Here is a 23,419-nt window from a genome sequence, read left to right on the forward strand (position 1 = left end):
TACTACGACATGTCGTAGTAGAGCCTACGCCGGAACGGCCAGGGAGCAACGAGTCCTACGTCACGACACTCCAACAATTTTTGCTGCGCGATAACGGATTCGGAATCTCGGTCCGCTTCCGCCGGCTCTATCGGACGACGCCCCCGCCGTGACACCACCTGCGAACACGGTGCGGGTTCTATGTCCAGTCGGCGATACTCCAGGACCGATCGATGCCGCGATCGACCAGTTCGACGATCTCACCGGCGCAATCCGGCGCCGACATCCGCAGCCCGTCGAGGGTCGCGACGCGGGCCGCCAGCGTAACGCTGGACAGTAGCCAAACACTGTCGGCGGTAACGAGATCGGCGGTGAACAGCGATTTGTAGCTGCAGTCCCACCCGGCCTTCTCGGCCTCGGCGAACAACGCCCGCTGGGTGATGCCCGGGAGCACGCCGTCCCGCGCGGGCGGGGTGAGGAGCTGTTTGTCCCGCTGGATCACCACCGTCGACCGCGGCCCCTCGAGGACGCGGTGCTCGGTACTGGTGAAGATCACATCATCGGCATCCATGCGCGCGGCGAACCGCAGGGCCGCCATATTCGTCGCGTAGGACAGGGTCTTGGCGCCCATCAACAGCCAGGGCGCGTTCGTCGCCAACTCGGTGGAGACGCCGCGCGACAGCGTGATCACCGAAACACCTTCGGCGCGAGCGCGACTCACCCGCTCGGCGACCGGGCCGACGAGGACGTAGCCGGTCGGATCCGGGGCCCGGCCGGAGAGTCCGCCCGACCCCACGCGCTTGGTTTCGGCGCCCTCGCGACCGCGGGTCACGATCATCCGCAGGATGCCCTCGCGGTCACTGCCCCATTCCTTGGCCGCGGCCTCGACGGCGGTGCGCCACTGCCCGACATCGGGATCGGGGAGATCCAGCGCCTGCGCCGAGCGACGCAGCCGAGCCAGATGCAATTCCAATGCACTCGGTTTGCCGTCGCGTACCAGCACCGTCTCGAAAACACCGTCGCCACGTAGGGCGCCGATATCGTCCGCGAAGAGAAACGGCGCGTCCGGATCCAGGACAGCGCCGTCGAGTGTCACCAGAACTCGATCCACCATGCGTGGCAGCCTAGGCGAATCGAGCGCTCGAGGCGTGGGTACGCGGACGCCGGAACTACCACCGGCGGTCATACGCCGACAACCGGCCGCGTCGCATATCCTCAGCATCCACTCCGCACACGCGTGGCAACCGGCGGCGCGGCGCGGGGCGCCGACACCGCCTATTGTGGAAAACGTGTCCGTGGTTGCCGCCCCCAGTCCACTGCTCGGTCTCCCAGGGGCCGTGCCCGGTCCTCCCGACAGCCCCGATGCGGCGGTCGCCTGGCATTACGGCGATCCGTTCGGTGAACAGCGCGCCGCGGCGCAGCGGGCCGCGATCGTCGATCGTTCCCATCGTTTCGTCGCGACCGTCACCGGCGCCGAACGACTGAGCTGGCTGCATACGATCTCCAGTCAGCACATCGCCGAACTGGGTGACGGCCGGTCCGCGGAGAATCTCGATCTGGACCTCAACGGTCGTGTCCAGCATCACTTCGTCCTCACCGAACTCGACGGCACGGTCTGGATCGATACCGAGGGTGAGCGCGGCCCGGCACTGCTGGATTTCCTGCGGAAGATGGTCTTCTGGGCCGCCGCCGAACCGAAGGCCGCACCGGATCACGCGGTGCTGAGCCTGCTCGGCCCGCGCGTGCCGGAGCTGACCGGGGCGCTCGGCATCGATGAGCTGCCCGATGTCTACGGTGCGGTCGCCCTGCCCGGCGGCGGCTTCCTGCGGCGTATGCCCTGGCCCACCGAACACTCCTACGACCTGGTGATCCCGCGCGATCAGCTGACCGACCGATGGTCGGCGCTCACCGCCGCCGGCGCCGAACCGGCCGGCCTGTGGGCCTACGAGGCCCTGCGCGTCGCCGCGCTGCGGCCGCGCATCGGCGCCGATACCGACGATCGCACCATCCCGCACGAGACGGGCTGGATCGGCGGCCCGGACGAGTTCGGCGCGGTCCACCTGAACAAGGGCTGCTACCGCGGCCAGGAGACCGTCGCACGGGTGCACAACCTCGGTAAGCCGCCGCGACATCTGGTGTTGCTACACCTCGACGGATCCGCCGATGCCCGCCCGGATGTGGGTGACGCCGTGACCGCGGGTGGACGGACGGTGGGCCGTCTCGGCACCGTCATCGACCACTTCGAGCTGGGGCCGATCGCGCTGGCCCTGATCAAACGCAATGTCGCTACCGATACCGCGCTGGAGGCCGGTCCGATGGCCGCCGCCATCGATCCGGATTCGATTCCGTCCGACGACGAGCCCCAGGCCGGTCGGCTCGCCGTGGACAAGTTGCGGGGCCGGTGAGCGGCCCCGCGGCGCCCCGGGACAGTGGCGCGGTCGGTGAGGTGCTGGCGGTGTGTGTGCTGCACGCCGAACTCGAGCTGCCGGCGAAGGTGAGCCGGGTCGGACGCACCGCGATCGACAAACGCCCGGTCACCGGCCGCGTCGCCGTACGCGCACTGGGTCTGGCCGGCGATCACGTCTGCGATACGAAGAATCACGGCGGTGTGCATCAGGCGGTCTACGCCTACGCCGACGAGGACGCGCGGCGGTGGGGTGAACGGCTGGAGCGCACCCTCGTACCCGGCTGGTTCGGCGAGAACCTGCGGCTGTCCGGACTGCCGGTCAGCGACGCGGTGGTCGGCGAGCGCTGGCGGATCGGCGACACCCTCCTGGAAGTGAGCGCCCCTCGGGTGCCGTGCGCCACCTTCGGGCACTGGTCCGGGGAGAAGCAGTGGGTCAAACGCTTCACCCTGCAGGCCGATACCGGCGCCTATCTGCGCGTTCTGACCGAGGGCACGATCGGCGCCGGCGACCCGGTGCACATCGATCACATCCCCGGCCACGGCGTGACGGTGCGCGAGGTCTTCACCGGCACCGATCCGGACCGGCTCGCCCGGCTGCTCGCCGCCGAGCCGACGGTCTCCGACGATATCCGCATGCAGGTCGCCCGGCATGCGCGCAGGATGGCCGGTCTCGCCCCGATCCGCGATACCCGACGCGGTGCCGCCGAAGCGGTCGATGCCGTATCCGACAGCGGAGGTCTGTGATGAGCGTCGAACTGGTCGAAGTGGTGCGCTCCGGATTCCGCGAATGCGTCCACCGCGGTTCGGTGGTGATCGTCGATCCCGACGGCGAGCCGTCGCTGGCCCTCGGCGCGGTGCACCTACCGATCTTCCCTCGGTCGACCAACAAGCCGATGCAGGCGATCACGCTCCTGCGCAACGGTTTCGAACCGATCGACGAGGCCGAGCTCGCGATCGCGACGGCCTCGCACTACGGCGAGTCCGATCACCTGGCGCTGGTACGGCGGCTGCTGGATCGCTTCGGATTCGACGAAGGCCGGCTGGAATGCCCGCCGGATCTGCCCATGGGAGAGGGCGCTCGCGCCGAGGCGCTGGCCGGCCGCGATCGGGCGGCGGCCATGCGCAAGATCTATATGAACTGCTCGGGCAAACATGCCGCGATGCTCGCGACCTGCGCGATCAACGGATGGCCGGAATCCGGATACACCGATCCGGCCCATCCGCTGCAGCAGGCGGTGGCCGCGACCATCACCGATATCACCGGCGAACCGGAGACCGATCTGGGCATCGACGGCTGCGGGCTGCCCATCGTCCCGGTGTCGCTGATCAACCTCGCCCGTGCCTACGCCCGGCTGGCCACCGCGGCGCCGGAATCACCGGAACGCCGGGTCGCGGACGCGATCCGCAACCATCCCCGAGTGATTTCGGGCACGGACGCACCCGATCTCGAAACCATGACCGCCACCCCGGGACTGGTCTGCAAAATCGGCGCGGACGGTGTGCACGCGGGTGCGCTACCGGACGGCCGCGCCTTCGCCTACAAGATCGATGACGGTCACGACCGGGCCCGCATGCCACTGACTCAGGCGATTCTCCAGCGTATGGGGGTCGAATGGACCGAGGCCCATGCCGAGCTCGCGGGGGCGCCGGTGCTGGGCGGTGGAGTACGGGTCGGCATCATCCGGGCAATCCCGGGTGTGGTGTAGCACGCGGCGATTTCGAGAAAGCACCGTCCGACGGCCCGGGAATCGGCGGATGTTCCGGAGTCTTCACCCACTCCTGGAAGCGCGACCGCCTGACACACGCTAAAGTGTCTGTCAGGAAGATTATTAATTCGAACGGGGCCGCCAAACCACCCCAGGCCGCCCCGCAGTGACGCGAGGGGGTCAGCCATGGGCCGTGGCCGGGCTAAGGCAAAGCAGACCAAGGTTGCGCGCGAGCTCAAATACAGCTCGCCGTCTACCGACTTCGCGAGCCTTCAGCGCGAGCTGTCGGGGAGCTCCCACTCCCCCCAGCGAGGCGGTGTGCTGTCCGAAGAGCACGATTCGGACGAGCCGCTCAAGCGCTGGGAGGACGATGAGGACTACGAAGACTGGCGCCGCTGACTCGGATCGATGTGTACAGGGGGAGGCCTGAGGGGCCTCCCCCTTCGCACGTCGACAGTGGTTCAGCCGATCGGTCGACGATCCCGACATCGATGAGGGCTCGTAGTACGGGTTATCGCCACCTGGTATCGCCGGTACATCCGCGATACCACCGGCGATAGCACCCGAGTTCGACGTACCTTCCGGAAGCATCGGGCGGTATCACCCCGCGTTCGGTCCCTTCCCATGAAAAACCTCCCCGACCCGGGCGACATCGCCGGCCGAGGAGGTTATCCCACTCCGTTCAGAACCGCGGATGCTCACCGACCAGCGCTACGCGCTCGGCGTCGGCATCCTTGGCCTTCTTGACCGTGCCCAAGGTCCAGCAGGCGATATGCCGCGCGGTCAGCACCGCGAGCGCACGATCGGCATCCTCGGGTGCGACGACGGCGACCATGCCGACGCCCATGTTGAAGGTCTTCTCCATCTCGACCCGCTCCACCCGGCCGCGCTGGGCGATCAGCTTGAAGATGGGCGCCGGATTCCAGGTGCCACGGTCGAGTTCGGCGACCAGCCCGGCCGGCAGCACCCGCGCCAGATTGTTCGCCAGTCCGCCGCCGGTGACGTGTGCGAAGGTCCGCACCTCCGTCTCCGCGATCAGCGCCAGACAATCCTTGGCATAGATCTTGGTAGGTTCCAGCAACTCTTCGCCGAGCGTGCGCCCGAACTCCTCCACATGACCGGTGAGCGCCATCCGGTCGATCTCGAGCAACACCCGGCGGGCCAGACTGTAGCCGTTGGAGTGCAGTCCCGAGGAGCCCATGGCGATGACCACGTCACCGGGCCGGACCCGATCGGGTCCCAGGACCGCATCGGCCTCCACGACCCCCACGCCGGTGGCGGAGAGGTCGTAGTCGTCGGCGCCCATCAGACCCGGATGTTCGGCGGTCTCACCGCCCAGTAGCGCGCAGCCGGCCTGGACGCAGCCCTCGGCGATACCGGAGACGATCTGCGCGACCCGCTCCGGGACCACCTTGCCGACGGCGATGTAGTCCTGCAGGAACAGGGGTTCGGCGCCGCAGACGACCAGATCGTCGACGACCATGGCGACCAGGTCCAGGCCGACCGTGTCGTGCTTGTCCATGGCCTGTGCGACAGCGATTTTGGTGCCCACGCCGTCGGTGGAGGCGGCCAGCAGCGGTTCCCGGTAGCCGCCCTTGAGCGCGAACAATCCGGCGAAACCGCCCAGCCCACCCTGTACCTCGGGCCGGCTGGCCTTCTTGGCCAGCGGCGCGAACAACTCGACTGCGCGGTCTCCGGCCTCGATGTCGACACCGGCGGCCGCGTAGGACGCGCCTCCGGATTGGGCCTCGTCGGCGCCGGTGTTCACACCGGGACCACTCGGGGTCTGCTCAGTCATTGTTCGGGAAAGCTCCAAACCGAATCGGCGGACAGATGCCTGATCACGCTACCGGAGCCGGATAACGACACTGCACCGGTATTGGCCTGCAAGCACGGATTCGAGGCTACCGTCACACTCCCCATTGACATACATACGGTATGTAGGTAAGTCTGGAGGCATCGTTGTACTCCACCCGGAAGGCATGTCATGGGAATCAGCACCAGCCTCGGTCCGATTCGGGACGTCGATCTGCCCGGCGGCCGCGTCCGCTATCACGACACCGGCTCCGGTTCACCCGTCGTCTTCGTGCACGGGCTGCTCGTCAACGCCGATCTCTGGCGCAAGGTGGTGCCGGAGGTCGCGGCGGCCGGCCACCGCTGCCTCACGCCGGACTGGCCCTTCGGCTCACATTCGCTGCCGATGCCCGAGGCCGACCTGTCGCCCACCGGCGCCGCCGACCTGATCTCGGCATTCCTGCGCGAGCTGGACCTGTCCGACGTCACGCTGGTCGCCAACGACACCGGCGGGGCGATCACGCAGATCATGCTCACGCGCGATCGCAGTCGGGTCGGGCGCGTGGTGTTCACCAACTGCGACGCCTACGAAAAGTTCTTCCCGCAGCCGTTCACCCCGTTGCCCACACTGGTACGGGTACCGGGTCTGCTGAACGCGATCCTGCAGGGCCTGCGCTTCCGCCCGGCCCAGCGGCTGCCACTCGCCTACGGCCTGGTCAGCAAGCGCGGGCTGCCGCCGGAGATCGCGGATTCCTATCTGCTGCCCAGCCGCACGTCGGCCGCGGTTCGCGCCGATCTGCGGCGGTTCCTGCGCGGCATCCACAAGCGCTACACACTGGCCGCGGCGCGCGATTTCGGCGAACTCGACCTGCCGGTACTGCTGGCCTGGGCCCCCGAGGACAAGGTGTTCCGCCTCGACTTCGCGCGGCGGCTGGCCCAGGATCTGCCCGACGCCACCGTGCGCACGATCGAGGATTCGCTCACCTTCATCGCCGAGGACCAGCCCGAGTTGCTCAGCGAGATGATCGTGGAGTTCACTCGGCTGCATGCCACGCCGTAGCCAGGAGGATCGATCGCGCGCCACGCGGGCGAGTCTGGAGGCGGTCGGGCGGCGACTGTTCGCAGAACGCGGATATACCGCGGTCTCGGCGGAGCAGATCGTCGCCGCGGCCGGCGTCACGCGAGGCGCATTACACCACCACTACGGCGACAAGCGCGGATTGTTCATCGCGGTGCTCGAACAGCTCGAGGCCGACAACACCGCGGAGATCGGGCGAGCCATCGCCGGGCTCCCCGATCCGACCGACCCACTGGCCGCGATGGCGACCGGGCTGCACACCTTCCTCATGATCAGCCGGCGCCCGGAGACCGTGCGGATCGCCATGTCCGACGGCCCGGCGGTCCTCGGCTGGCAGGGCTGGAGAGAAATGGAATCGCGGCACGGCCTCGGCCTGATCACCGCACAACTGCGGCAGGCGGTGGATGCGGGACTCGCTCCGGCAGTACCGGTACAGACCCTCGGCCAATTGATTCTGGCGGCGATTACCGAGGCGGGGATGATCGTCGCCCACGCCGAGGATCCCGATGCCGCCGGCGCGGAGGCCGAACAGTGCATTCTGATGATGCTCGCCGGCCTGCTGACGCCACCGGCCGCGGCGTCTGCGCAGTAGCCGACCGCCCGTCGAACGAGACCGGGCGACAACCACTTTCGGCGACGATCCGGCCGGACCGCCGATTACGGCCGGCTCAGCGCGCTCGCATTCGCGTTGTCGCTCAACAACTCCGCCTCCGGCTTACCGCTGAGCAGCCCTTCGAGGACGTTCTTGCCGACCGAGGCCTCGGTGGGCAGCGGGATCGGATAGTTGCCGTCGAAGCAGGCACAGCACAGCCTGGTCCGCGGCTGTTCGGTGGCCGCGATCATCCCCTCCAGGGAGATGTAGCCGAGGCTGTCGGCGCCGATGGACCGGCGCACGTTCTCCACCATGGCCGCCTGCGAATCGGCGCCCTCCGGCAGTTCCGGGCCCGCGCCATTGGCGATCAACTCCGCCGGCGAGGCGAAATCGATGCCGTAGAAACAGGGCCACTTCACCGGCGGCGACGCGATCCGCACATGGATCTCCAGCGCCCCGGCCTCGCGCAGCATCCGGATCAACGCGCGCTGGGTATTGCCACGGACGATCGAATCGTCGACCACGATCAACCGCTTACCGCGAATGACCTCGCGCAGCGGATTGAGTTTGAGGCGGATACCGAGCTGGCGAATGGTCTGACTGGGCTGGATGAAGGTGCGGCCCACATAGGCGTTCTTCATCAGGCCCTGGCCGTAGGGCAGGCCCGATCCCTGGGCATATCCGACCGCGGCGGGAGTACCGGATTCCGGAACCGGAATCACCAGATCGGCTTCGACGGGATGTTCGGCGGCCAGCCGGCGGCCGATCTCGACCCGGGTGGCATGGACCGAGCGGCCGGAAATCGTGGAATCGGGCCGCGCCAGGTAGACGTATTCGAAAACGCACCCCTTGGGTTCGGGGTTGGCGAAGCGCAGCGAACGCACTCCGTCGGCATCGATCGCCAGCAGTTCGCCCGGTTCGATCTCACGCACGAACGAGGCGCCCACGATGTCGAGGGCGGCGGTCTCACTGGCCACGACCCAGCCGCGATCGAGGCGGCCCAGGCACAACGGCCGCACGCCCTGTGGATCGCGGGCGGCGTAGAGGGTGTGCTCGTCCATGAAGGTCAGACAGAAGGCGCCACGCAGGGTCGGCAGCAATTCCATGGCCGCCTGCTCGATGCTCTTGTCGGCCGCGGCGTGGGCCAGCAGGGCCGTCATCACATCCGAGTCGGAGGTGGCGGTGATGGAGCTGCCCGGTAGTCGCCCGTTGATCAGACCCGATTCCCGGGCCCGCTCCGCCAGTTCGGCGGTGTTGACCAGATTTCCGTTGTGCCCCAGGGCAAGTCCGGTGCCGACCGCCGTGGTGCGGAAGATCGGCTGCGCGTTCTCCCAGATGGTGGAGCCGGTGGTCGAATAGCGGCAGTGCCCGATGGCGATATGCCCCGGCATCGCCGCCAGCGTCTGCTCGTCGAACACTTGGGAGACCAGGCCCAGATCCTTGAACACCAGCACCTGCGAACCGTCGGCGACCGCTATCCCGGCCGCCTCCTGCCCACGGTGCTGCAGTGCGTACAGGCCGTAATACGTGAGCTTGGCCACATCCTCGCCCGGAGCCCAGACGCCGAAGACGCCACACTCCTCGCGGGGCTCGTTCTCCGGTTCGTCGACTGCGGCGGTATTCGAAATCGACAGGTCGGCGTTGGTCACCGTTTGCTCCCTGTTAGTCGGGCGGGGGGCATCCATCATTCTACGGGTCATCCGACCGAAACCCACGTCCGGATCCACCGGGTGGCGGGCCGTTTGCTGCTACGGTGCCTCCGTGGCGACTTCCGACAGCGCACTACAGAGTCGAAATCCCCGGCGCCTGACGCCGTTTCGGTGGTTGTTTCCGGTCGCAGTCGTCTCGCTGGTGGCCGCGCTGCTGGGATTGCTGTATCTCGACTACGTCGTCGATCCGGAGCGAAACCTGCACGATTTCCCGATTGCGCTGGTCAATCAGGACGTCGGTGAGACTTTGGGCACACCCGGCCAGGAGAAGCGAGTGAACTTCGGCGATCAGGTCGCCGACGGACTGCGCGCGGCCGTCCCGTCCGACGAATTCGACCTGCGGGTACTCGGGCTGACCGAGGCGCAGCGGCAGATGCAGAACGGGCAGGTCTACGGCTCCGTCGTCATCCCCAGCGATTTCAGCAAACGGCTGGGCATCCTGGGCGTGGGCAGTGTGATTCCGGGCGATATCGAACAGCCCATCATCACGCTGCAGACCAACCCGCGCACCGGGGCCTTCGCCACCCAGATCGTGGTGCGCTTCGGCAATCAGGCACTGCCGCAGATCAACGCTCAGGTCGGCAAACAGCTCACCGAACAGGTCCAGGCCCAGTTGAAGCCCCAACCGGGCGGACCGCCCGCGCCCGAACTGTCCGGCGCCACCCGGCTCCAGCTGCAGCAGCCGCTGCAGCTGGTGGTACAGGAATTCCATCCGCTCCCCGGCGGATCCGGTGAGGGACTGACCGCGTTCTTCTACTCGCTGTTGTTGCTGCTGGCCGGAATGCTCGGCGCGATGATCGTGCACACCCTCGTCGATTCCACCCTCGGTTTCATCCCGACCGAATACGGCCCCTGGTACGTGCACTATCCCGCCACACCCGTCTCGCGGATGCGCACCCTGCTGATCAAGTGGGGAATCATGACCGTCGCCGCGCTGGTGGTCTCCGGGATCTTCGTCGGTATCGGCGCGGCCCTGGGGATGCCTCTGGACAATCCGCTGGGGCTCTATCTCTACGGGGTACTGGCCATGATCGCGGTGGGGTTCACCGGTATCTCCATCCTGGCCGCGATCGGTTCGGCCGGTCTGCTGGTGAACATGATCCTGTTCATCGTGCTGGGCCTGCCCTCCTCCGGCGGCACGGTACCCATCGAGGCGACTCCGAAATACCTGGGCTGGCTGGCCACCTTCGAGCCGATGCACCAGGTGTTCCTCGCCGTGCGCTCACTGCTGTACTTCGACGGCAACGGCGCCGCGGGCTTCACCCGGGGCTTCTGGATGACGGTCCTCGGACTCACCATCGGTGTGGTGCTCGGACTCACAGTGACCCGCTTCTACGACCGAAAAGGGTTGGAGCGCAAGCCGATCAACCGCACGCGGTCCGCCTGATCAGAGCGGCACCAACGGCAGCCAACGCGCCAGCTCGCCCGCGCGGATCCCGGAAACGGCGAGCGCGCCCGAGGCCACCGCGGTATCGAAATCCAGCAGTCCGGTAGCGAGCAGCAACCAGGTCCGCGGATCGGTCTCCACCACATTCGGCGGTGTGCCGCGGGTGTGCCGAGGTCCCTCGATGCACTGCACGGCCACGAACGGCGGCACCCGCACCTCGACCGATGCGCCCGGCGCGGCCGCGGCCAAGGTCCGCGCGGTGCCGCGAACCGCCGACGCCAGATCGGGACGCCCGGGTTTCGGCTGTGACTCGTCCCGGAGCCAGTCGCCCAGCGCCAGCACCGCGGCCCGTACCTGCGCGGGATCCACTGTCGAACGTGCCATCTATCTGTGCCTCCGCTGTGTTGTCCGCCTACGCTTCGCTCCGGCGGGTTCTCGGCCCCCTCGGCCCCGATTTTTCACTCCAACGCTGAGTCGCCGCACAGTCAGGAGTCAGGACGCGACGGTCTGTCGGCCGCCCTACCGACGTCGGGTCCGATTGTCCAGTGCGCGGGCTACTCGCGGCGCGACGACACCGCAGGCGTTGAGGGCCAGATGGGCGAGGGCGGGTGCCGTGGCGCTGTCCGCGCGGCGGCGCAGCCAGGAGAACACGAGGCCGCCGGCGGCGGTGGCGGCGATCGTGGCCGGCACACTGTCGCCCGCCGCCCGCGCGGGAGATATATGCCAGAGACCGAAAAACAGTGCGCCGCACCACTTCCCCGCCGGCCCCACAGCCGTCTGGAGGAGTGGATCCAGCGTGCCCCGGAAGATCAGTTCCTCGCTGTAGGCGGTGCCCAGCGGAATGTGGATCGCGACCCATTCGACGGTGCCCACCTCCGGGTCGCGCTCGGCGAGCCCGTCCATCCGGTCACGGAACGCCGGAACGGCCACGGCCGCCGCGGTGATCGCGACGATCGCACCGAAAGACGCCGCACCCCATCGCACTCCACGCGCGCACATCCAGTTCGGCCGACCGCCGAACACGGTCGCATAGGCAGTCGCGAAGGCGACGTTGGCCACCGTGCGCCCGCGTTTGCCGAGCCCCGACCGCGGCAACACCACAGTGCTCCACACCAGCGCGGTTCCCGCGGCGGATAGCGCGCGCATCACTTCACCACGCGTTCGAACGCCTCCGACAGTTCCAGCTGAGTGCGGATCCTCTCCTGGAGCTCCGGGGTCCAGTCGGGGGGCGGCAGAACCGCGGCCCAGCCGTCGAGGACCAGGGTTCCGTAGTTGTGGCCGTGTCCGTCGCTGACGCCCTGGGCATTGGTCAGATCCGCGGCCACCTGCCAGAAGGTGACCAGCGGCCACCAGCGCATCTGCGTGGATACATCGGCGCCGCGCCGCTCCGACAACCAATCCGGTTGGGAGAAGATCAGATCCGGCGACCACCACACGATGGGATCGGAGGCGTGCTGCAGATAGGCGATGCGTGGCCGGCGCCATTCCGGTGACGGTTTGTTCAGATCCGGCGCATCGGAGGCGAAGCGCACCACCAGCCCGTCGGCGTAGATCGGTTCCACCTCGCGAGTTCCCGGATCGCGCCGCTGCACGAACTGCGTCCACAGCCGATTGGAATTCGGCGGCCCGACCCACAGCGCACCGTCGACCTCGGTGCGCAGATCGGCCAGGCCGTCGAATGCCGCCTCCGAACCCTGCGAACCCAGACTCTCCCCGTAGACCAGCAGTTTCGGCCGCGACTGCGGCGGGCGAGCCGACCAGGCCGCGTAGACGGCGTCGAACATCTTCTTCCCCGCCGCCGCGACCTTCTCCCGGTCGGCGAGGAACGACAGCACACTGGGCAGATACGAATACTGTGAGGCCACGATCGCGGTGTCGCCGCCGTACATGTACTCGATCGCACCGGCGGTCGTGGAGTTCACCCAGCCGGTCCCCGTGGTCGTGACGATCACCAGCACCTTGCGATCGAAGGCATGCGTGCGCTGCAATTCGTCGACCGCCAGTTGTTCCTGGGTGCGGTCCTCGGTCGCGGAACCGAGACCGGCGTAGATCCGAATCGGTTCGCGCGCCGGATGTCCGGTCACCGCGCCGATCCGGAAAGCGTCGGGTCCGTTCGAGACGAACCAGCGGCCTTCCGATCCCAGCGTGTCCCATTTCGCCAGGGACTCCGGACTACCGGAGCGTTCGGGGTCCATCGGCTGCACCGCGTACGGCGTCATCTTGTCGTTGCGCACACTGAACGCGGAGTTGGCGACCGTGAAAAACGCTTGGGAGAGTACGCCGTTGAACAACAGGACGGCCACCAGTGCGAGCACGATCGCACCCGCGCTGGGCGCCAGTTGCGGCGGCACCCGCACCCATCGGCTCAGCAGCCGCGCGAACAACTGCACGATCCACCGCACGGTGCGGTAGATGGCGACCACGAGTGCGGCGACCGCCGAACTCAGTGCGCCGGTACGCAGATAGGCCGCCCGGGTGGTGCCCTCCATATCCATGAGGTCGTAGATCTGGCGCTGCCAGTCGGCCGAGAGCACGAGCATGTAGAGCGCGGTGAGAACGCAGATCACCAGGATCGTCACCTTCACCGCGTAGCGGATCCGCAGCGACGGTGTGCGGAAACGCAGACGCGGACGGATCAGCGTGCGGAAGCCCCATTCCAGCAGGCAGCCCACGCCGTAGCCGATCGCGGCGTTGAGACCACTGATCAGGCCCTGGAACAACCAGTCGCGCGGTAGCAGCGACGGCGTCACCGACCAGGCGAAGAAGACGGTGGCGCTGACCAGTCCCACGTAGTTGAGCGCGATGATGTCGTTCTCGATGCGGTGCAGTACCGTCAGCCACCGCCGGTAGACGACAACGCTGCGCGTGCGCAACGTTGTGAGGGTCTCGGCGGTATCGAGCACTCGACAAGTATGGCGGTCCGCGATCCTAAATCGCCGGAGCTGCGCGCGTGAGACTGACAACTCCACGACGGGAAATACCCGGTCTACTCGAGTAGTTCTACGCGCGATCGGGACCGCCCCGCACCCGCACACTCGATGGCATGAGCACTCCCACCCAGCAGAAGAGCAGCCCCGCCTTCCTCGCCCAGGCCGCGATCGCCTTCGGCGTCAGCTTCGCCGCCGCCACCATCGGCATCATCTATCTGCCGCTGGACATCTGGCAGCGCGGATTCCTGTTGATGACGACGCTGTTCATGGTCTCCAGCGCCTTCACCCTGGCCAAGGTGATCCGCGATCAGTTCGAATCGACGCGGGTGCACCAGCGCATCGATGACGCCCGGGTCGAGAAGTTGATGGCCGAACACGACCCGTTCCGGGTGTGAATGGGCCGCACCCCGATAGGTGCGGCCCGCCGGCTCACTCCGCGGTGGCGCCGAACAGTCCGGGCAGCGTGGCCTCGTAGGTGGCGCGCAGCTCGTCCATGGTGATCGAGAACTGGCCCTGCACCTCGACCGAATCCGAGCCCTGATCCACCACGCCGATGCGCACCCACGGCAGTTCGCGGGCGGTGCACATCTTGGTGAAGCGGGTCTCCTCCGAACGCGGGACCGCGACCAGAACGCGGCCCGCCGACTCGGAGAACAAGGTGACGAACGGGTCGTCCCCCGAGGGAAGTAGGATGCGGCAACCGGTTTCACCCGACAGCGCCGCCTCCACCACCGCCTGGATCAATCCGCCCTCGCTGAGATCGTGTGCGGCGCTGATCATTCCGTCGCGGGAACCGGCGGTCAGCACCTCGGCCAGCAGCTGTTCGCGCGCGAAGTCGACCCGCGGCGGGACACCACCCAGGTGATCGTGCACGACCTGCGACCAGATGGAGCCGTCGAATTCGTCACGGGTCTCGCCGAGCAGGATCAGCGTCTCACCGGGTTCACTGCCCAGGCCGGTCGGGATGCGGCGGTGCACATCGTCGATCACGCCGAGCACACCGACGACCGGGGTCGGCAGGATCGCGGTCTGCCCGGTCTGGTTGTAGAAGCTGACGTTACCGCCGGTGACCGGAATGCCCAGGGCCACACAGCCGTCCGCGAGGCCGCGCACGGCTTGCTGGAACTGCCACATCACACCCGGATCCTCGGGGGAGCCGAAGTTCAGGCAGTTGGTGACGGCCTTCGGGGTGGCGCCGGTGCTGGCCACATTGCGGAAGGCCTCGGCCAGGGCCAGCTGCGCGCCGGTGTAGGGGTCGAGTTTGGTGTAGCGGCCCGAGGCATCGGTGGCCAGGGCGATACCGCGGCCGGACTCCTCGTCGATGCGGATCACACCGGCATCGGCGTGCTCGGCCAGCACGGTATTGCCCCGCACGTAGCGGTCGTACTGCTCGACGATCCACTTGCGACTGCACAGCTGCGGGCTGGCGAGGAGCCTGAGCAGGGTCGCGCGCAGTTCGTCACCGGACTTCGGCCGGTCCAGGGCGGCGGTGGTGTCGGCGACCAGCGCGTCCTGCTCCTCGGGACGCTGCACGGGACGCTCGTAGACCGGGCCTTCGTGGGCGACGGTGCGCGGCGGGACGTCCACGACGGTTTCGCCGTGCCACTTCACGACCAGCCGGTCGCCGTCGGTGACCTCACCGATCACGGTGGCCAGTACATCCCACTTGTGGCAGACGGCCATGAACGCCTCGACGTTCTCCGGCGTCACCACGGCGCACATCCGTTCCTGCGATTCGCTGGAAAGGATCTCCGCGGGCGTCATATTCGCCGCGCGCAGCGGCACCCGGTCCAGATCGACGCGCATACCGCCGTCGCCGGCGGCCGCCAGTTCCGAGGTGGCACAGGACAATCCGGCACCGCCGAGATCCTGGATGCCGACCACCAGGCCGGCGTGGTACAGCTCGAGACAGCACTCGATCAGCACCTTCTCGGCGAAGGGATCACCGACCTGCACACTCGGCAACTTCTTACGGCCGGAACCGGATTCGTCACCGGAGAAGGTGTCCGAGGCCAGGACGGAGACACCGCCGATGCCGTCGAGTCCGGTGCGCGCACCGAAGAGCACGATCTTGTTGCCGGTGCCCGACGCGAAGGCCAGATGCAGATCCTCCACCCGCATCACGCCCGCACACAGCGCGTTGACCAGCGGATTTCCCTGGTAAGACGGATCGAAGACGGTCTCGCCGCCGACATTGGGCAGACCGAGGGAGTTGCCGTAGCCGCCGACGCCGCGCACGACACCGTCGACCACGCGACGGGTGTCGGGGTGGTCGGCCGCACCGAAGCGCAGCTGATCCATCACCGCGATCGGACGCGCGCCCATCGCCATGATGTCGCGCACGATGCCGCCGACGCCGGTGGCCGCACCCTGATACGGCTCGACGTAGGACGGGTGATTGTGGCTTTCCACCTTGAAGGTGACCGCCCAGCCGTCACCGATGTCCACCACGCCCGCGTTCTCACCGATACCGGCCAGCATGGAAGCGCGCATCTCGTCGGTCGTGGTCTGCCCGAAGTAGCGCAGATGCACCTTGGAGGACTTGTAGGAGCAGTGTTCGCTCCACATGACCGAGTACATCGCGAGTTCGGCATCGGTGGGACGGCGGCCGAGAATGTCTCGGATACGGGCGTATTCGTCGTCCTTGAGACCCAGCTCCTTATATGGCTGCGGGGTATCCGGGGTGGCTGCGGCGGCGCTGACGGTGTCGACGTGGACAGTCACGGTGGGTACCAAGGTCCTTTCGGCCGGGCAAACGTGCAGCTACGAGCTCCGGCGCTGGAGTGTGAGACACAATGCTGGCGGGTGGGCAGTCCAGCACAGTCTAATCGGTGCCAAACCCACCCCGACCAGGCAGCACCCGTTCCCCGGTACGCTGAGCCGGTGAACGATCGATCCAGGGTCGCCGATCCGGACGAATTGCCCGTGACCACGCCATCCGGGCGCTCGGCCGGAGCGTTGACGACCCGGCAGCGGCGGTTGCTGATGATCGCGATCGCCCTGTTCGTCGTCTCGGCGATCGTGTCCGTCGTCGCCCACATCTGGCACGGCTATATCGATCTGCAGGTCTACCGCAACGGCGCACGCACCTGGATCGACGGCGGTGACCTGTACGGGCCGATGCCGAAGGTGCTGGGTATCGGCCTGCCCTTCACCTATCCGCCGCTCGCGGCGCTGTTCTTCGCACCACTGGCGCTGATGCCGCTGGGCGCGGCCGAATGGCTGGTCCTGCTCACCTCGATGGCGAGCCTGGCCGTCACGCTGTGGCTGGTGCTGACTCGGATCCGGCCCTCCATGGATCGATCCACCCGGCTGATCCTGCTGCTCGGCGCGCTCGCTGTCCTCGGCCTGTCCGAGCCGGTGCGCCAGACCTACAACTTCGGTCAGATCAATATGGTCCTGATGGCCGCGGTGGCGCTGGACGCGCTGGTGCGTAAGCCTCCGTGGCCGCGCGGCATGCTGATCGGCATCACCGTGTCGGTGAAACTGATTCCCGCCGGCTACCTGCTGTACTTCCTGTTGCGCAAGGATTGGCGGGCCTGCCTGACCCTGATCGGATCGGCCATCGGCGCGATCGCGGTGGGTTTCCTGCTGTTCCCGCATGATTCGATCGAATACTGGTTCCACACGCTGGTCGACACCGGCCGCATCGGCCCGCCGCAGTTCGCGGGAAATCAGTCCCTCAAGGGTTTCGCGTTCCGCCTCGGCGTCTCCGATCCGGCCGCGACGACCATCTGGATCGTGTTGTCGCTCATCGCGATCGGATTGGCCGCCCTCTGGATGAAACGACTCCTCGACAACGGCCACAACGTGTCCGCGCTGCTGGTGAACTCGGCCGCGGTACTGCTGGTGTCCCCGGTGTCGTGGTCACATCACTGGGTGTGGATCGCGCCCGCTCTGCTGGTCGCCGGTGATCAGATCGCCCGGATGCCGACGGCGGACGCCCCCGGCGCCCCGCCCGGACGGGCCGCGCGCCGACGACGCCTGTGGATCGCCCTCACCGCCGCGATCACGGTGATGTTCATGGTCGGCCCGCAGTGGGTGCTCCCGCACAACGCCGATCGCGAACTCGGCTGGTCGTGGTGGGAGCAGATCATCGGCAGCAGCTATGTGCTGGTGACGTTCGCCGCGCTGGTGATCGCGGCGATCGCCTACCGGCCGGCCGCGGCGGGGATCAGGAAGGCCGCCAGCGCCGCCGCGTAGGAGGCCACGTCGGCGGCGCCCATCAGTTCGCGCGCGGAGTGCATCGCCAGCTGCGGCGCACCCACGTCGACGGTCGGCATACCGGTGCGCGCCGCCGTCATCGGGCCGATGGTCGATCCGCACGGCAGATCCGCGCGGTGCACGTATCGCTGCAGCGGCACCCCGGCCTGCGCGCAGGCCAGTGCGAAGGCTCCGGCGCCCACTGCGTCGGTGGCATAGCGCAGATTCTGATTCACCTTCAGCACCGGTCCGCCGCCGACCTCGATGCGGTGGGAGGGCTCGTGCCGATCGGGATAGTTCGGGTGGGTGGCATGGGCCATATCGCCGGAGGCGCACACCGAACCGGCCAGTGCCGCCAGATAATCCGCGCGGCCGCCGCCACGGGCCAGCACGATCCGTTCCAGGGTCGCGGGCAGCAAATCCGACTGCGCGCCGCGATCGGACTGGCTGCCGACCTCTTCGTGATCGAACATCGCCAGCACCGGAGTGACGTCGCCGCCGTGCTCGACCGCGGTGAGGAATGCCCGCAGCCCGGCGTAGCAGGTGGCCTGATTGTCCAGCCGCGGCGCACTCACCAGATCGCGGTCACGGCCGACCAGCCGGCTCGGCTCCAGATCGTGGGTCATCAGCTCCCAGCCGAGCACATCGTCGACCTCCACCCGCGCCTGTTCGGCGATGTGTGCCAGGAAGGATCGCGGCCGCTCCCCCAGGCCCCAGATCCCGTTCACATGACGCTGTGGATCAAGGCTGACCCCACGCCGATCCTCGGATAGATGGATGGCCAGCTGCGGCACCCGCAGCAGCGGATCGTCGATCCGCACCAGCCGCTCCCCGAGCCCGTTGCCCTCCCGGACGGTGAGCCGGCCCGAAATTCCCAGGTCCCGATCGAGCCAGGAATTGAGCCACGCGCCGCCGTAGGGTTCCAGACCGACCAGCTGCCACCCCGCGACGGCCAGATCGGGATGCTGTTTGACCCGCAGATTCGGGCTGTCGGTATGCGCGCCGACCACCCGGAACGCACCGGCGGGATCGGTATCCGCACCCACCCAGGCCACCAGCGAGCCCCCGCGGATGACGAAGTAGCGGCCCGTCGCGTCACCACCGGTCCACGGCCGCGCCTCCGGCAGTTCGGTGAAACCGTGCTCGGCCAATTCGGCTGCGACGGTGCGGCATACGTGAAAGGGGGACGGCGAGGCGTCGACGAAGGCGCACAACCCGGACGCCGTCGCGGTGGTGGAGACGGACATACCGGCGATCCTAACCGCTGCCGGAAATGCCGCATTTCACGTGCGCGTCAGTCGGACTGAGTCTCGATCATCAGCTCGAGCAAACGCAGCAATTCCGCGTGATTTCGCGCGCCGATTCGTTTACGCAATTCCTCTTCGGCGAGCGCTTCCTGCTCACGCACGGAATCCACCAGATCCGTCCCGCGATGGGTCAGACCGATGAGAATGCGCCGGCGATCGTCCTCGGCGGCGATGCGAAAGATCAGGCCGCGCTCGGCCAGGGCATCGGCATGACGGGTGGCCGAGGAGGGCGCGAGCTGGGCGCGAACCGCCAGCTCACTCATCGTGATGCCGGAACGGTCGGACAGATTCGAGAGCATCGCCCACTGGTCGGCGGTCAACTGCCGGGCGCACAACGCGGCGTCGAGATGACGCAGCCAACCGCGTTCCGCAGCCCGCAGCGCCCCGTGCAGCGTGGCGACGCCGCTTACCATGGTCGACATATTCTGCGCCCCATCATTTCGCTCGGATACGAAGAAGGGTACCGAATGTTCTCCTTCGACGAGAGCCCGGACGACGTGGTAGAGGTCCTGAATATCGTGCCGCTACAGGGGCCGGCGGGAATTGTCGCGCCGTCCTGTGAAGCCGCGATTTCCCTGGCCGCGAAAGAAATCAACAGCGGCACCGGAATTCTGGGCCGGGAAGTCCGGGTCACCACACTCGACGGCGGCCGCAGCCCCGCCGCGGTCGCCGACGAGGTCTCGGCGCTGCTGGCGACCGGCCTGATCGACGCCATCACCGGATGGCACATCTCGGCGGTCCGCCAGGCCGTCGCCCAGGTCACCGCGGGCCGGGTCCCGTATCTGTTCGCCAACGTGTACGAGGAGTTGCCGAACGAACCGGCCGAGGTGGTGATGATCGGCGAGGCCCCCAGCGGCCACATCCTGGGGTGAGCCCGGTCATCGACGAACAACTCCTGCTGGCCGCCGGGCCCGCCGCCAATACGAACGTGTATGTGGCGTCGAGCCTGTTTCCCGACGTCGGGGCCGATTCCGGCCGGTTCGAGCGCTACCACGGCCTGCACGGCAGGTTCGCCCCGAAGCTCACCTACTTCGGCAACACCGCCTACGAGGCCCTGCACACGCTGCGCGCGATGGCACATGCGGTCGGCTCGCTGGAGGTGCCGCGTATCCGCGGCGCGCTGCACGACGGACTACTGCTGGAGACGCCCTCGGGTGGACGGATGTACCGCGACAATCACGCGGTCCGGCCACCCAGCCTGATCGCTCGGGCCGAGGGCGTGGACCTGCGGATCATCGATACCCTCTTCTGACCGGCGATGCCGGACTCCCACCGGTCAGGCGGTGACGAGGCTGTCGAGCACCGACAGGAATATCCCCAGTCCGTCGTCACTCGGGCCGGTCAGCGGTTCGGTGGCGTGCTCGGGATGCGGCATCAGGCCGACGACGCGGCCGTCGGCCGAGGCGATACCCGCGATTCCACGCTGCGAGCCGTTCGGGTTGTCGCCCGCGTAGCGGAACACCACCCGGCCCTCACCCTCCAACTCGTCGAGCACCTGCTCCGAGGCCTGATAGCGGCCCTCCGCGTTCTTGACCGGGATCAGGATCTGCGCGTCCGCGTCGTAGCGCGAGGACCACACCGTCGCGGTGGATTCCACCCGCAGCCACTGATCGCGGCAGACGAAGTGCAGACCCTCGTTGCGGGTCAGCGCGCCGGGCAGCAACCCGGCCTCGCACAGCACCTGGAAGCCGTTGCAGATCCCCAGTACCGGCATACCCTTACCGGCGGCCTCGACGACCTTGCCCATCACCGGCGCGAACCGCGCGATGGCGCCGGCCCGCAGATAGTCACCGTAGGAGAACCCGCCCGGCACGATCACCGCGTCGACGCCCTTGAGGTCGGCATCGGCATGCCACAGGCTCACGGCCTCGGCACCGGCCAGGCGGACCGCACGCGCCGCATCGACATCGTCGAGCGTGCCCGGGAAGGTGATGACACCGATACGCGCAGTGCTGGTCACGGCAGCCGCACCACTTTCCAGTCCTCGATCACCGTATTGGCGAGCAGGCCCTCGGCGATCTTCTCGAGTTCCGCATCGCTGACGCTCTCGTCGATATCGAGTTCGAACCGCTTGCCCTGCCGCACATCCGACACACCCGGGAAACCCAGGCGTCCGAGCGCGCCGACGATGGCCTGACCCTGCGGATCCAGGATCTCGGCCTTCGGCATCACCTCGACCACAACTCGTGCCACGCGTTGCTCCTCAAGCTGGTGGGGGATTACCGCAACAGCTTAATCGGCGCTGCTCGCGGGTGCCGCGCCGGGCCGGGCCGAGGGTGGAGCGCTAGCGTGGGTACATGCGCATCGCCCACTTCGGTCACTCCTGCGTTCTCGTCGAAATGAACGGCACGAAGATCCTGTTCGATCCGGGCACCTTCTCGCACGGATTCGAGGGCATCACCGGACTCGACGCGATCGCCGTCACCCATCAGCATCCCGATCACATCGATCCGAACCGGATCGAGGCGCTGGTCGACGCCAACCCGAACGCCCGGCTGCTCAGCGATCCGCAGACCGCCCAGCAACGCGGCGAATCGTGGGAGGCGGTGCACGCCGGCAACATCGTGAACATCGGCGATCTGCAGATCACCGGCGGCGGCGGACGGCACGCGGTCATCCACCCCGAACTGCCGGTCATCGACAACACCGTCTTTCAGCTCGGCAGCGCCGAGGATCCGGCACAGTTCGTGCACCCCGGCGATTCGCTGTGGGTGCCGCCGGTACCGGTGGGCGTACTGGCCGTGCCCGCGGCGGCGCCCTGGATGAAGATCAGCGAGGCGGTGGATTATCTGCGCGCGGTGTCACCGCGTACCGCCATCCCCATCCACTACGGCATCCTCGCACCGGAGGCACAGGGCATCTATTTCGGCCGGTTGTCCGAAATGCGCCCGGCCGATACCGAATTCGCGCTCATCGAACCCGAGGATCACGCGCAGTTCTGAGGTTCACCCCGCATAGGAGGCCAGGAACAACGCCTCCGTCAAAGCCATCCGTTCGATTTCGCCGGGATCCACACTCTCGTTGGGCGCGTGGATCAGGCACTTCGGTTCCTCGACGCCGATCAGCATGATCTCGGCGTCGGGGTAGGTGTCGGCGAAGACATTGCACAGCGGAATCGAGCCACCCTGTCCCTGGGTGGTGGTCGGCCTGCCGTAGGCGGCGGCGAAGGCGGCGTCCATCGCCGCACGCGCGGGACCACCGGTACCGGAGCGGAACGGCGACCCGGTGGCCTCTGTGTCGATCCGCACCCGGGCGCCCCACGGCGCCCGCGATTCCAGGTGTGCGGTCAGGGCTTTCAGCGCGGCGCCGGGGTCGGTACCGGGCGGGATACGGAGATTCAGCCGGGCCCGGGCGCTGGGCTGGATCGCCGCCGCCGAGCCGACCACGGGCGGCACGTCGATGCCGAGCACGGTCAGCGCGGGCCGGGCCCAGAGCATATCGGAGACGGTGCCACCACCCAGCAGCTCGACACCGTCGAGCACACCGGCGTCGGCGCGGAACCGGTCGACCGGATACTGCGCTCCGTCCCACACCTGATCGGCCGCCAACCCGGCGATGGTGGTGTTGCCGGCCTCGTCACGCACGGTGGCGAGCAGCTGGATCAGCGCGGCCACGGCATCGGGCGCCGCACCGCCGAACATGCCCGAATGCAGTGGGCCGGAGAGCGTTTCGACGGTGACGAGGACATTCACGTTACCGCGCAAGGTCTGGGTGAAGGTCGGCACGCCGACGGCGAAGTTGCCGCAGTCCGCGATCAGCAGCGCGTCGGCGCGCAGCAGGTCCGCATGTCCGGGCACGAAGGCCTCCAGCCCTCCGGTGCCCTGTTCCTCCGAGCCCTCGGCCACGAGCGTGATCCCCACCGGATAGTCCTTGCCGCCCACCGTGTTCCGCAATGCCCGCAGGGCCGTCAGATGGGTGACGATATTGCCCTTGCAGTCCGCCGCACCACGTCCGTACCACCGGCCGTCCCGTTCCGTGAGCTCCCACACCGGGGTATGCCAGGCCGCGTCGTCGAGGGGCGGCTGCACATCGTAATGGCAGTACAGCAGTACTGTGGGCGCACCCGCGGGAGCCGGGTACCGGGCCACGACCGCCTTACTGCCGTCGGGGGTTTCGTGCAGCGCCGCATCGGACAGGCCCAGCTCGGTGAACGCCTCCGCCACCCACTGCGCGGCCCGATGACACTCCTGCGGCGGGAACTGCCGGGCATCGGCTACCGAACGATACGAGACAAGCTGGGCCAGATCCGTTTTCGCCTGCGGCATGAGCGAGCGCACCTGCTCCCGCAGGGCGGTGGTCCGCGCTTCGTCGGTCATCGCACACCGGC

At 67.8% G+C, this 23,419-nt stretch carries 24 protein-coding genes; 12 read left to right on the top strand and 12 right to left on the bottom strand.

Features of this window, described 5'->3' with window-relative positions:
- Positions 1 to 178 precede the first annotated feature (178 nt).
- Positions 179 to 1,093 carry an aminodeoxychorismate lyase gene (locus LKD76_RS29055; RefSeq protein ID WP_227984570.1) on the bottom strand — a complete coding sequence of 305 codons (915 nt, stop codon included), beginning with the start codon at positions 1,091 to 1,093 and terminating at the stop codon, positions 179 to 181.
- A 175-nt stretch (positions 1,094 to 1,268) separates the two neighbouring features.
- Between LKD76_RS29055 and ygfZ the strand changes: the two genes are divergently transcribed.
- The 4 genes from ygfZ (at position 1,269) to LKD76_RS29075 (ending at position 4,491) form a co-directional block, all read left to right on the top strand.
- Positions 1,269 to 2,384 (top strand): CAF17-like 4Fe-4S cluster assembly/insertion protein YgfZ, encoded by a 1,116-nt coding sequence (gene ygfZ / locus LKD76_RS29060; RefSeq protein WP_372465945.1) that lies wholly within the window; start codon positions 1,269 to 1,271, stop codon positions 2,382 to 2,384.
- Entirely contained in the window at positions 2,381 to 3,130 is a 750-nt protein-coding gene (locus LKD76_RS29065; RefSeq protein ID WP_227984571.1) for an MOSC domain-containing protein, read from the top strand. Before ygfZ ends, LKD76_RS29065 begins: the two co-directional genes overlap by 4 nt.
- Complete coding sequence (locus tag LKD76_RS29070) at positions 3,130 to 4,092, top strand: asparaginase (protein ID WP_227984572.1); 963 nt, start codon at positions 3,130 to 3,132, stop codon at positions 4,090 to 4,092. Before LKD76_RS29065 ends, LKD76_RS29070 begins: the two co-directional genes overlap by 1 nt.
- A gap of 186 nt (positions 4,093 to 4,278) precedes the next feature.
- Positions 4,279 to 4,491: a DUF3073 domain-containing protein gene (locus LKD76_RS29075; protein ID WP_227984573.1), complete on the top strand. Its 213-nt coding sequence runs from the start codon at positions 4,279 to 4,281 to the stop codon at positions 4,489 to 4,491.
- A gap of 283 nt (positions 4,492 to 4,774) precedes the next feature.
- Here the strand turns inward: LKD76_RS29075 and purM are convergent, their stop codons facing one another.
- A complete protein-coding gene (purM, locus tag LKD76_RS29080) occupies positions 4,775 to 5,890 on the bottom strand; it encodes a phosphoribosylformylglycinamidine cyclo-ligase (RefSeq protein ID WP_227984574.1) in 1,116 nt (371 codons plus the stop codon).
- 189 nt (positions 5,891 to 6,079) lie between these two features.
- Between purM and LKD76_RS29085 the strand changes: the two genes are divergently transcribed.
- Together LKD76_RS29085 and LKD76_RS29090 are read left to right on the top strand one after the other, a co-directional pair.
- Positions 6,080 to 6,946, top strand: a complete 867-nt coding sequence (locus LKD76_RS29085; protein WP_227984575.1) for an alpha/beta fold hydrolase — start codon at positions 6,080 to 6,082, stop codon at positions 6,944 to 6,946.
- Positions 6,933 to 7,556, top strand: a complete 624-nt coding sequence (locus LKD76_RS29090; RefSeq protein ID WP_227984576.1) for a TetR/AcrR family transcriptional regulator — start codon at positions 6,933 to 6,935, stop codon at positions 7,554 to 7,556. Before LKD76_RS29085 ends, LKD76_RS29090 begins: the two co-directional genes overlap by 14 nt.
- A gap of 65 nt (positions 7,557 to 7,621) precedes the next feature.
- On the opposite strand, the gene purF is transcribed toward LKD76_RS29090, so the two are convergent.
- A complete protein-coding gene (purF, locus tag LKD76_RS29095; RefSeq protein WP_227984577.1) occupies positions 7,622 to 9,205 on the bottom strand; it encodes an amidophosphoribosyltransferase in 1,584 nt (527 codons plus the stop codon).
- 112 nt (positions 9,206 to 9,317) lie between these two features.
- Between purF and LKD76_RS29100 the strand changes: the two genes are divergently transcribed.
- On the top strand, positions 9,318 to 10,652 hold the full coding sequence (locus LKD76_RS29100; RefSeq protein WP_372465946.1) for a YhgE/Pip domain-containing protein: 1,335 nt from the start codon (positions 9,318 to 9,320) through the stop codon (positions 10,650 to 10,652).
- Here LKD76_RS29100 and LKD76_RS29105 read toward each other — a convergent pair whose 3' ends face one another.
- The 3 genes from LKD76_RS29105 to LKD76_RS29115 all read right to left on the bottom strand — a co-directional run bounded on the left by LKD76_RS29105 (position 10,653) and on the right by LKD76_RS29115 (position 13,555).
- Entirely contained in the window at positions 10,653 to 11,036 is a 384-nt protein-coding gene (locus tag LKD76_RS29105) for a sterol carrier family protein (protein ID WP_227984578.1), read from the bottom strand.
- 135 nt (positions 11,037 to 11,171) lie between these two features.
- Complete coding sequence (locus tag LKD76_RS29110; RefSeq protein WP_227984579.1) at positions 11,172 to 11,798, bottom strand: CPBP family intramembrane glutamic endopeptidase; 627 nt, start codon at positions 11,796 to 11,798, stop codon at positions 11,172 to 11,174.
- Positions 11,798 to 13,555, bottom strand: coding sequence for an alpha/beta hydrolase (locus tag LKD76_RS29115; RefSeq protein ID WP_227984580.1), 1,758 nt, complete (start codon positions 13,553 to 13,555; stop codon positions 11,798 to 11,800). Before LKD76_RS29115 ends, LKD76_RS29110 begins: the two co-directional genes overlap by 1 nt.
- Positions 13,556 to 13,695: 140 nt before the next feature.
- Here LKD76_RS29115 and LKD76_RS29120 point away from each other — a divergent pair, with 140 nt between their 5' ends.
- Positions 13,696 to 13,977: a YiaA/YiaB family inner membrane protein gene (locus tag LKD76_RS29120; RefSeq protein ID WP_227984581.1), complete on the top strand. Its 282-nt coding sequence runs from the start codon at positions 13,696 to 13,698 to the stop codon at positions 13,975 to 13,977.
- Positions 13,978 to 14,011: 34 nt separating this feature from the next.
- Here the strand turns inward: LKD76_RS29120 and purL are convergent, their stop codons facing one another.
- On the bottom strand, positions 14,012 to 16,306 hold the full coding sequence (gene purL / locus LKD76_RS29125; protein ID WP_227984582.1) for a phosphoribosylformylglycinamidine synthase subunit PurL: 2,295 nt from the start codon (positions 16,304 to 16,306) through the stop codon (positions 14,012 to 14,014).
- 159 nt (positions 16,307 to 16,465) lie between these two features.
- Here purL and LKD76_RS29130 point away from each other — a divergent pair, with 159 nt between their 5' ends.
- Positions 16,466 to 17,785, top strand: coding sequence for a glycosyltransferase 87 family protein (locus LKD76_RS29130; RefSeq protein WP_227984583.1), 1,320 nt, complete (start codon positions 16,466 to 16,468; stop codon positions 17,783 to 17,785).
- Here LKD76_RS29130 and LKD76_RS29135 read toward each other — a convergent pair.
- Positions 17,734 to 19,032 (bottom strand): M18 family aminopeptidase, encoded by a 1,299-nt coding sequence (locus tag LKD76_RS29135; protein WP_227984584.1) that lies wholly within the window; start codon positions 19,030 to 19,032, stop codon positions 17,734 to 17,736. The genes LKD76_RS29130 and LKD76_RS29135 overlap by 52 nt on opposite strands.
- Positions 19,033 to 19,079: 47 nt before the next feature.
- Positions 19,080 to 19,514, bottom strand: coding sequence for a MarR family winged helix-turn-helix transcriptional regulator (locus LKD76_RS29140; RefSeq protein WP_227984585.1), 435 nt, complete (start codon positions 19,512 to 19,514; stop codon positions 19,080 to 19,082).
- Between the two features lie 45 nt (positions 19,515 to 19,559).
- On the opposite strand from LKD76_RS29140, the gene LKD76_RS29145 reads away from it, so the two are divergent.
- Together LKD76_RS29145 and LKD76_RS29150 are read left to right on the top strand one after the other, a co-directional pair.
- Positions 19,560 to 19,964 (top strand): ABC transporter substrate-binding protein, encoded by a 405-nt coding sequence (locus LKD76_RS29145; protein WP_227984586.1) that lies wholly within the window; start codon positions 19,560 to 19,562, stop codon positions 19,962 to 19,964.
- Positions 19,961 to 20,344, top strand: coding sequence for a type 1 periplasmic-binding domain-containing protein (locus LKD76_RS29150; protein ID WP_227984587.1), 384 nt, complete (start codon positions 19,961 to 19,963; stop codon positions 20,342 to 20,344). The genes LKD76_RS29145 and LKD76_RS29150 overlap by 4 nt, the downstream gene beginning before the upstream one ends.
- A 24-nt stretch (positions 20,345 to 20,368) precedes the next feature.
- On the opposite strand, the gene purQ is transcribed toward LKD76_RS29150, so the two are convergent.
- A complete protein-coding gene (purQ, locus tag LKD76_RS29155; protein ID WP_227984588.1) occupies positions 20,369 to 21,052 on the bottom strand; it encodes a phosphoribosylformylglycinamidine synthase subunit PurQ in 684 nt (227 codons plus the stop codon).
- A complete protein-coding gene (gene purS / locus LKD76_RS29160) occupies positions 21,049 to 21,285 on the bottom strand; it encodes a phosphoribosylformylglycinamidine synthase subunit PurS (RefSeq protein ID WP_227984589.1) in 237 nt (78 codons plus the stop codon). The genes purQ and purS overlap by 4 nt, the downstream gene beginning before the upstream one ends.
- Before the next feature lie 104 nt (positions 21,286 to 21,389).
- Here purS and LKD76_RS29165 point away from each other — a divergent pair, with 104 nt between their 5' ends.
- Positions 21,390 to 22,034 carry an MBL fold metallo-hydrolase gene (locus LKD76_RS29165; protein WP_227984590.1) on the top strand — a complete coding sequence of 215 codons (645 nt, stop codon included), beginning with the start codon at positions 21,390 to 21,392 and terminating at the stop codon, positions 22,032 to 22,034.
- A gap of 3 nt (positions 22,035 to 22,037) precedes the next feature.
- On the opposite strand, the gene LKD76_RS29170 is transcribed toward LKD76_RS29165, so the two are convergent.
- The gene (locus LKD76_RS29170) at positions 22,038 to 23,408 is read right to left on the bottom strand and encodes a dipeptidase (RefSeq protein ID WP_227984591.1); all 1,371 of its coding nucleotides are present in this window, start codon (positions 23,406 to 23,408) and stop codon (positions 22,038 to 22,040) included.
- Between the last annotated feature and the right edge of the window lie 11 nt (positions 23,409 to 23,419).

It is taken from the genome of Nocardia spumae (genome assembly GCF_020733635.1).
In the GTDB taxonomy this organism is placed as follows: Bacteria; Actinomycetota; Actinomycetes; order Mycobacteriales; family Mycobacteriaceae; genus Nocardia; species Nocardia spumae.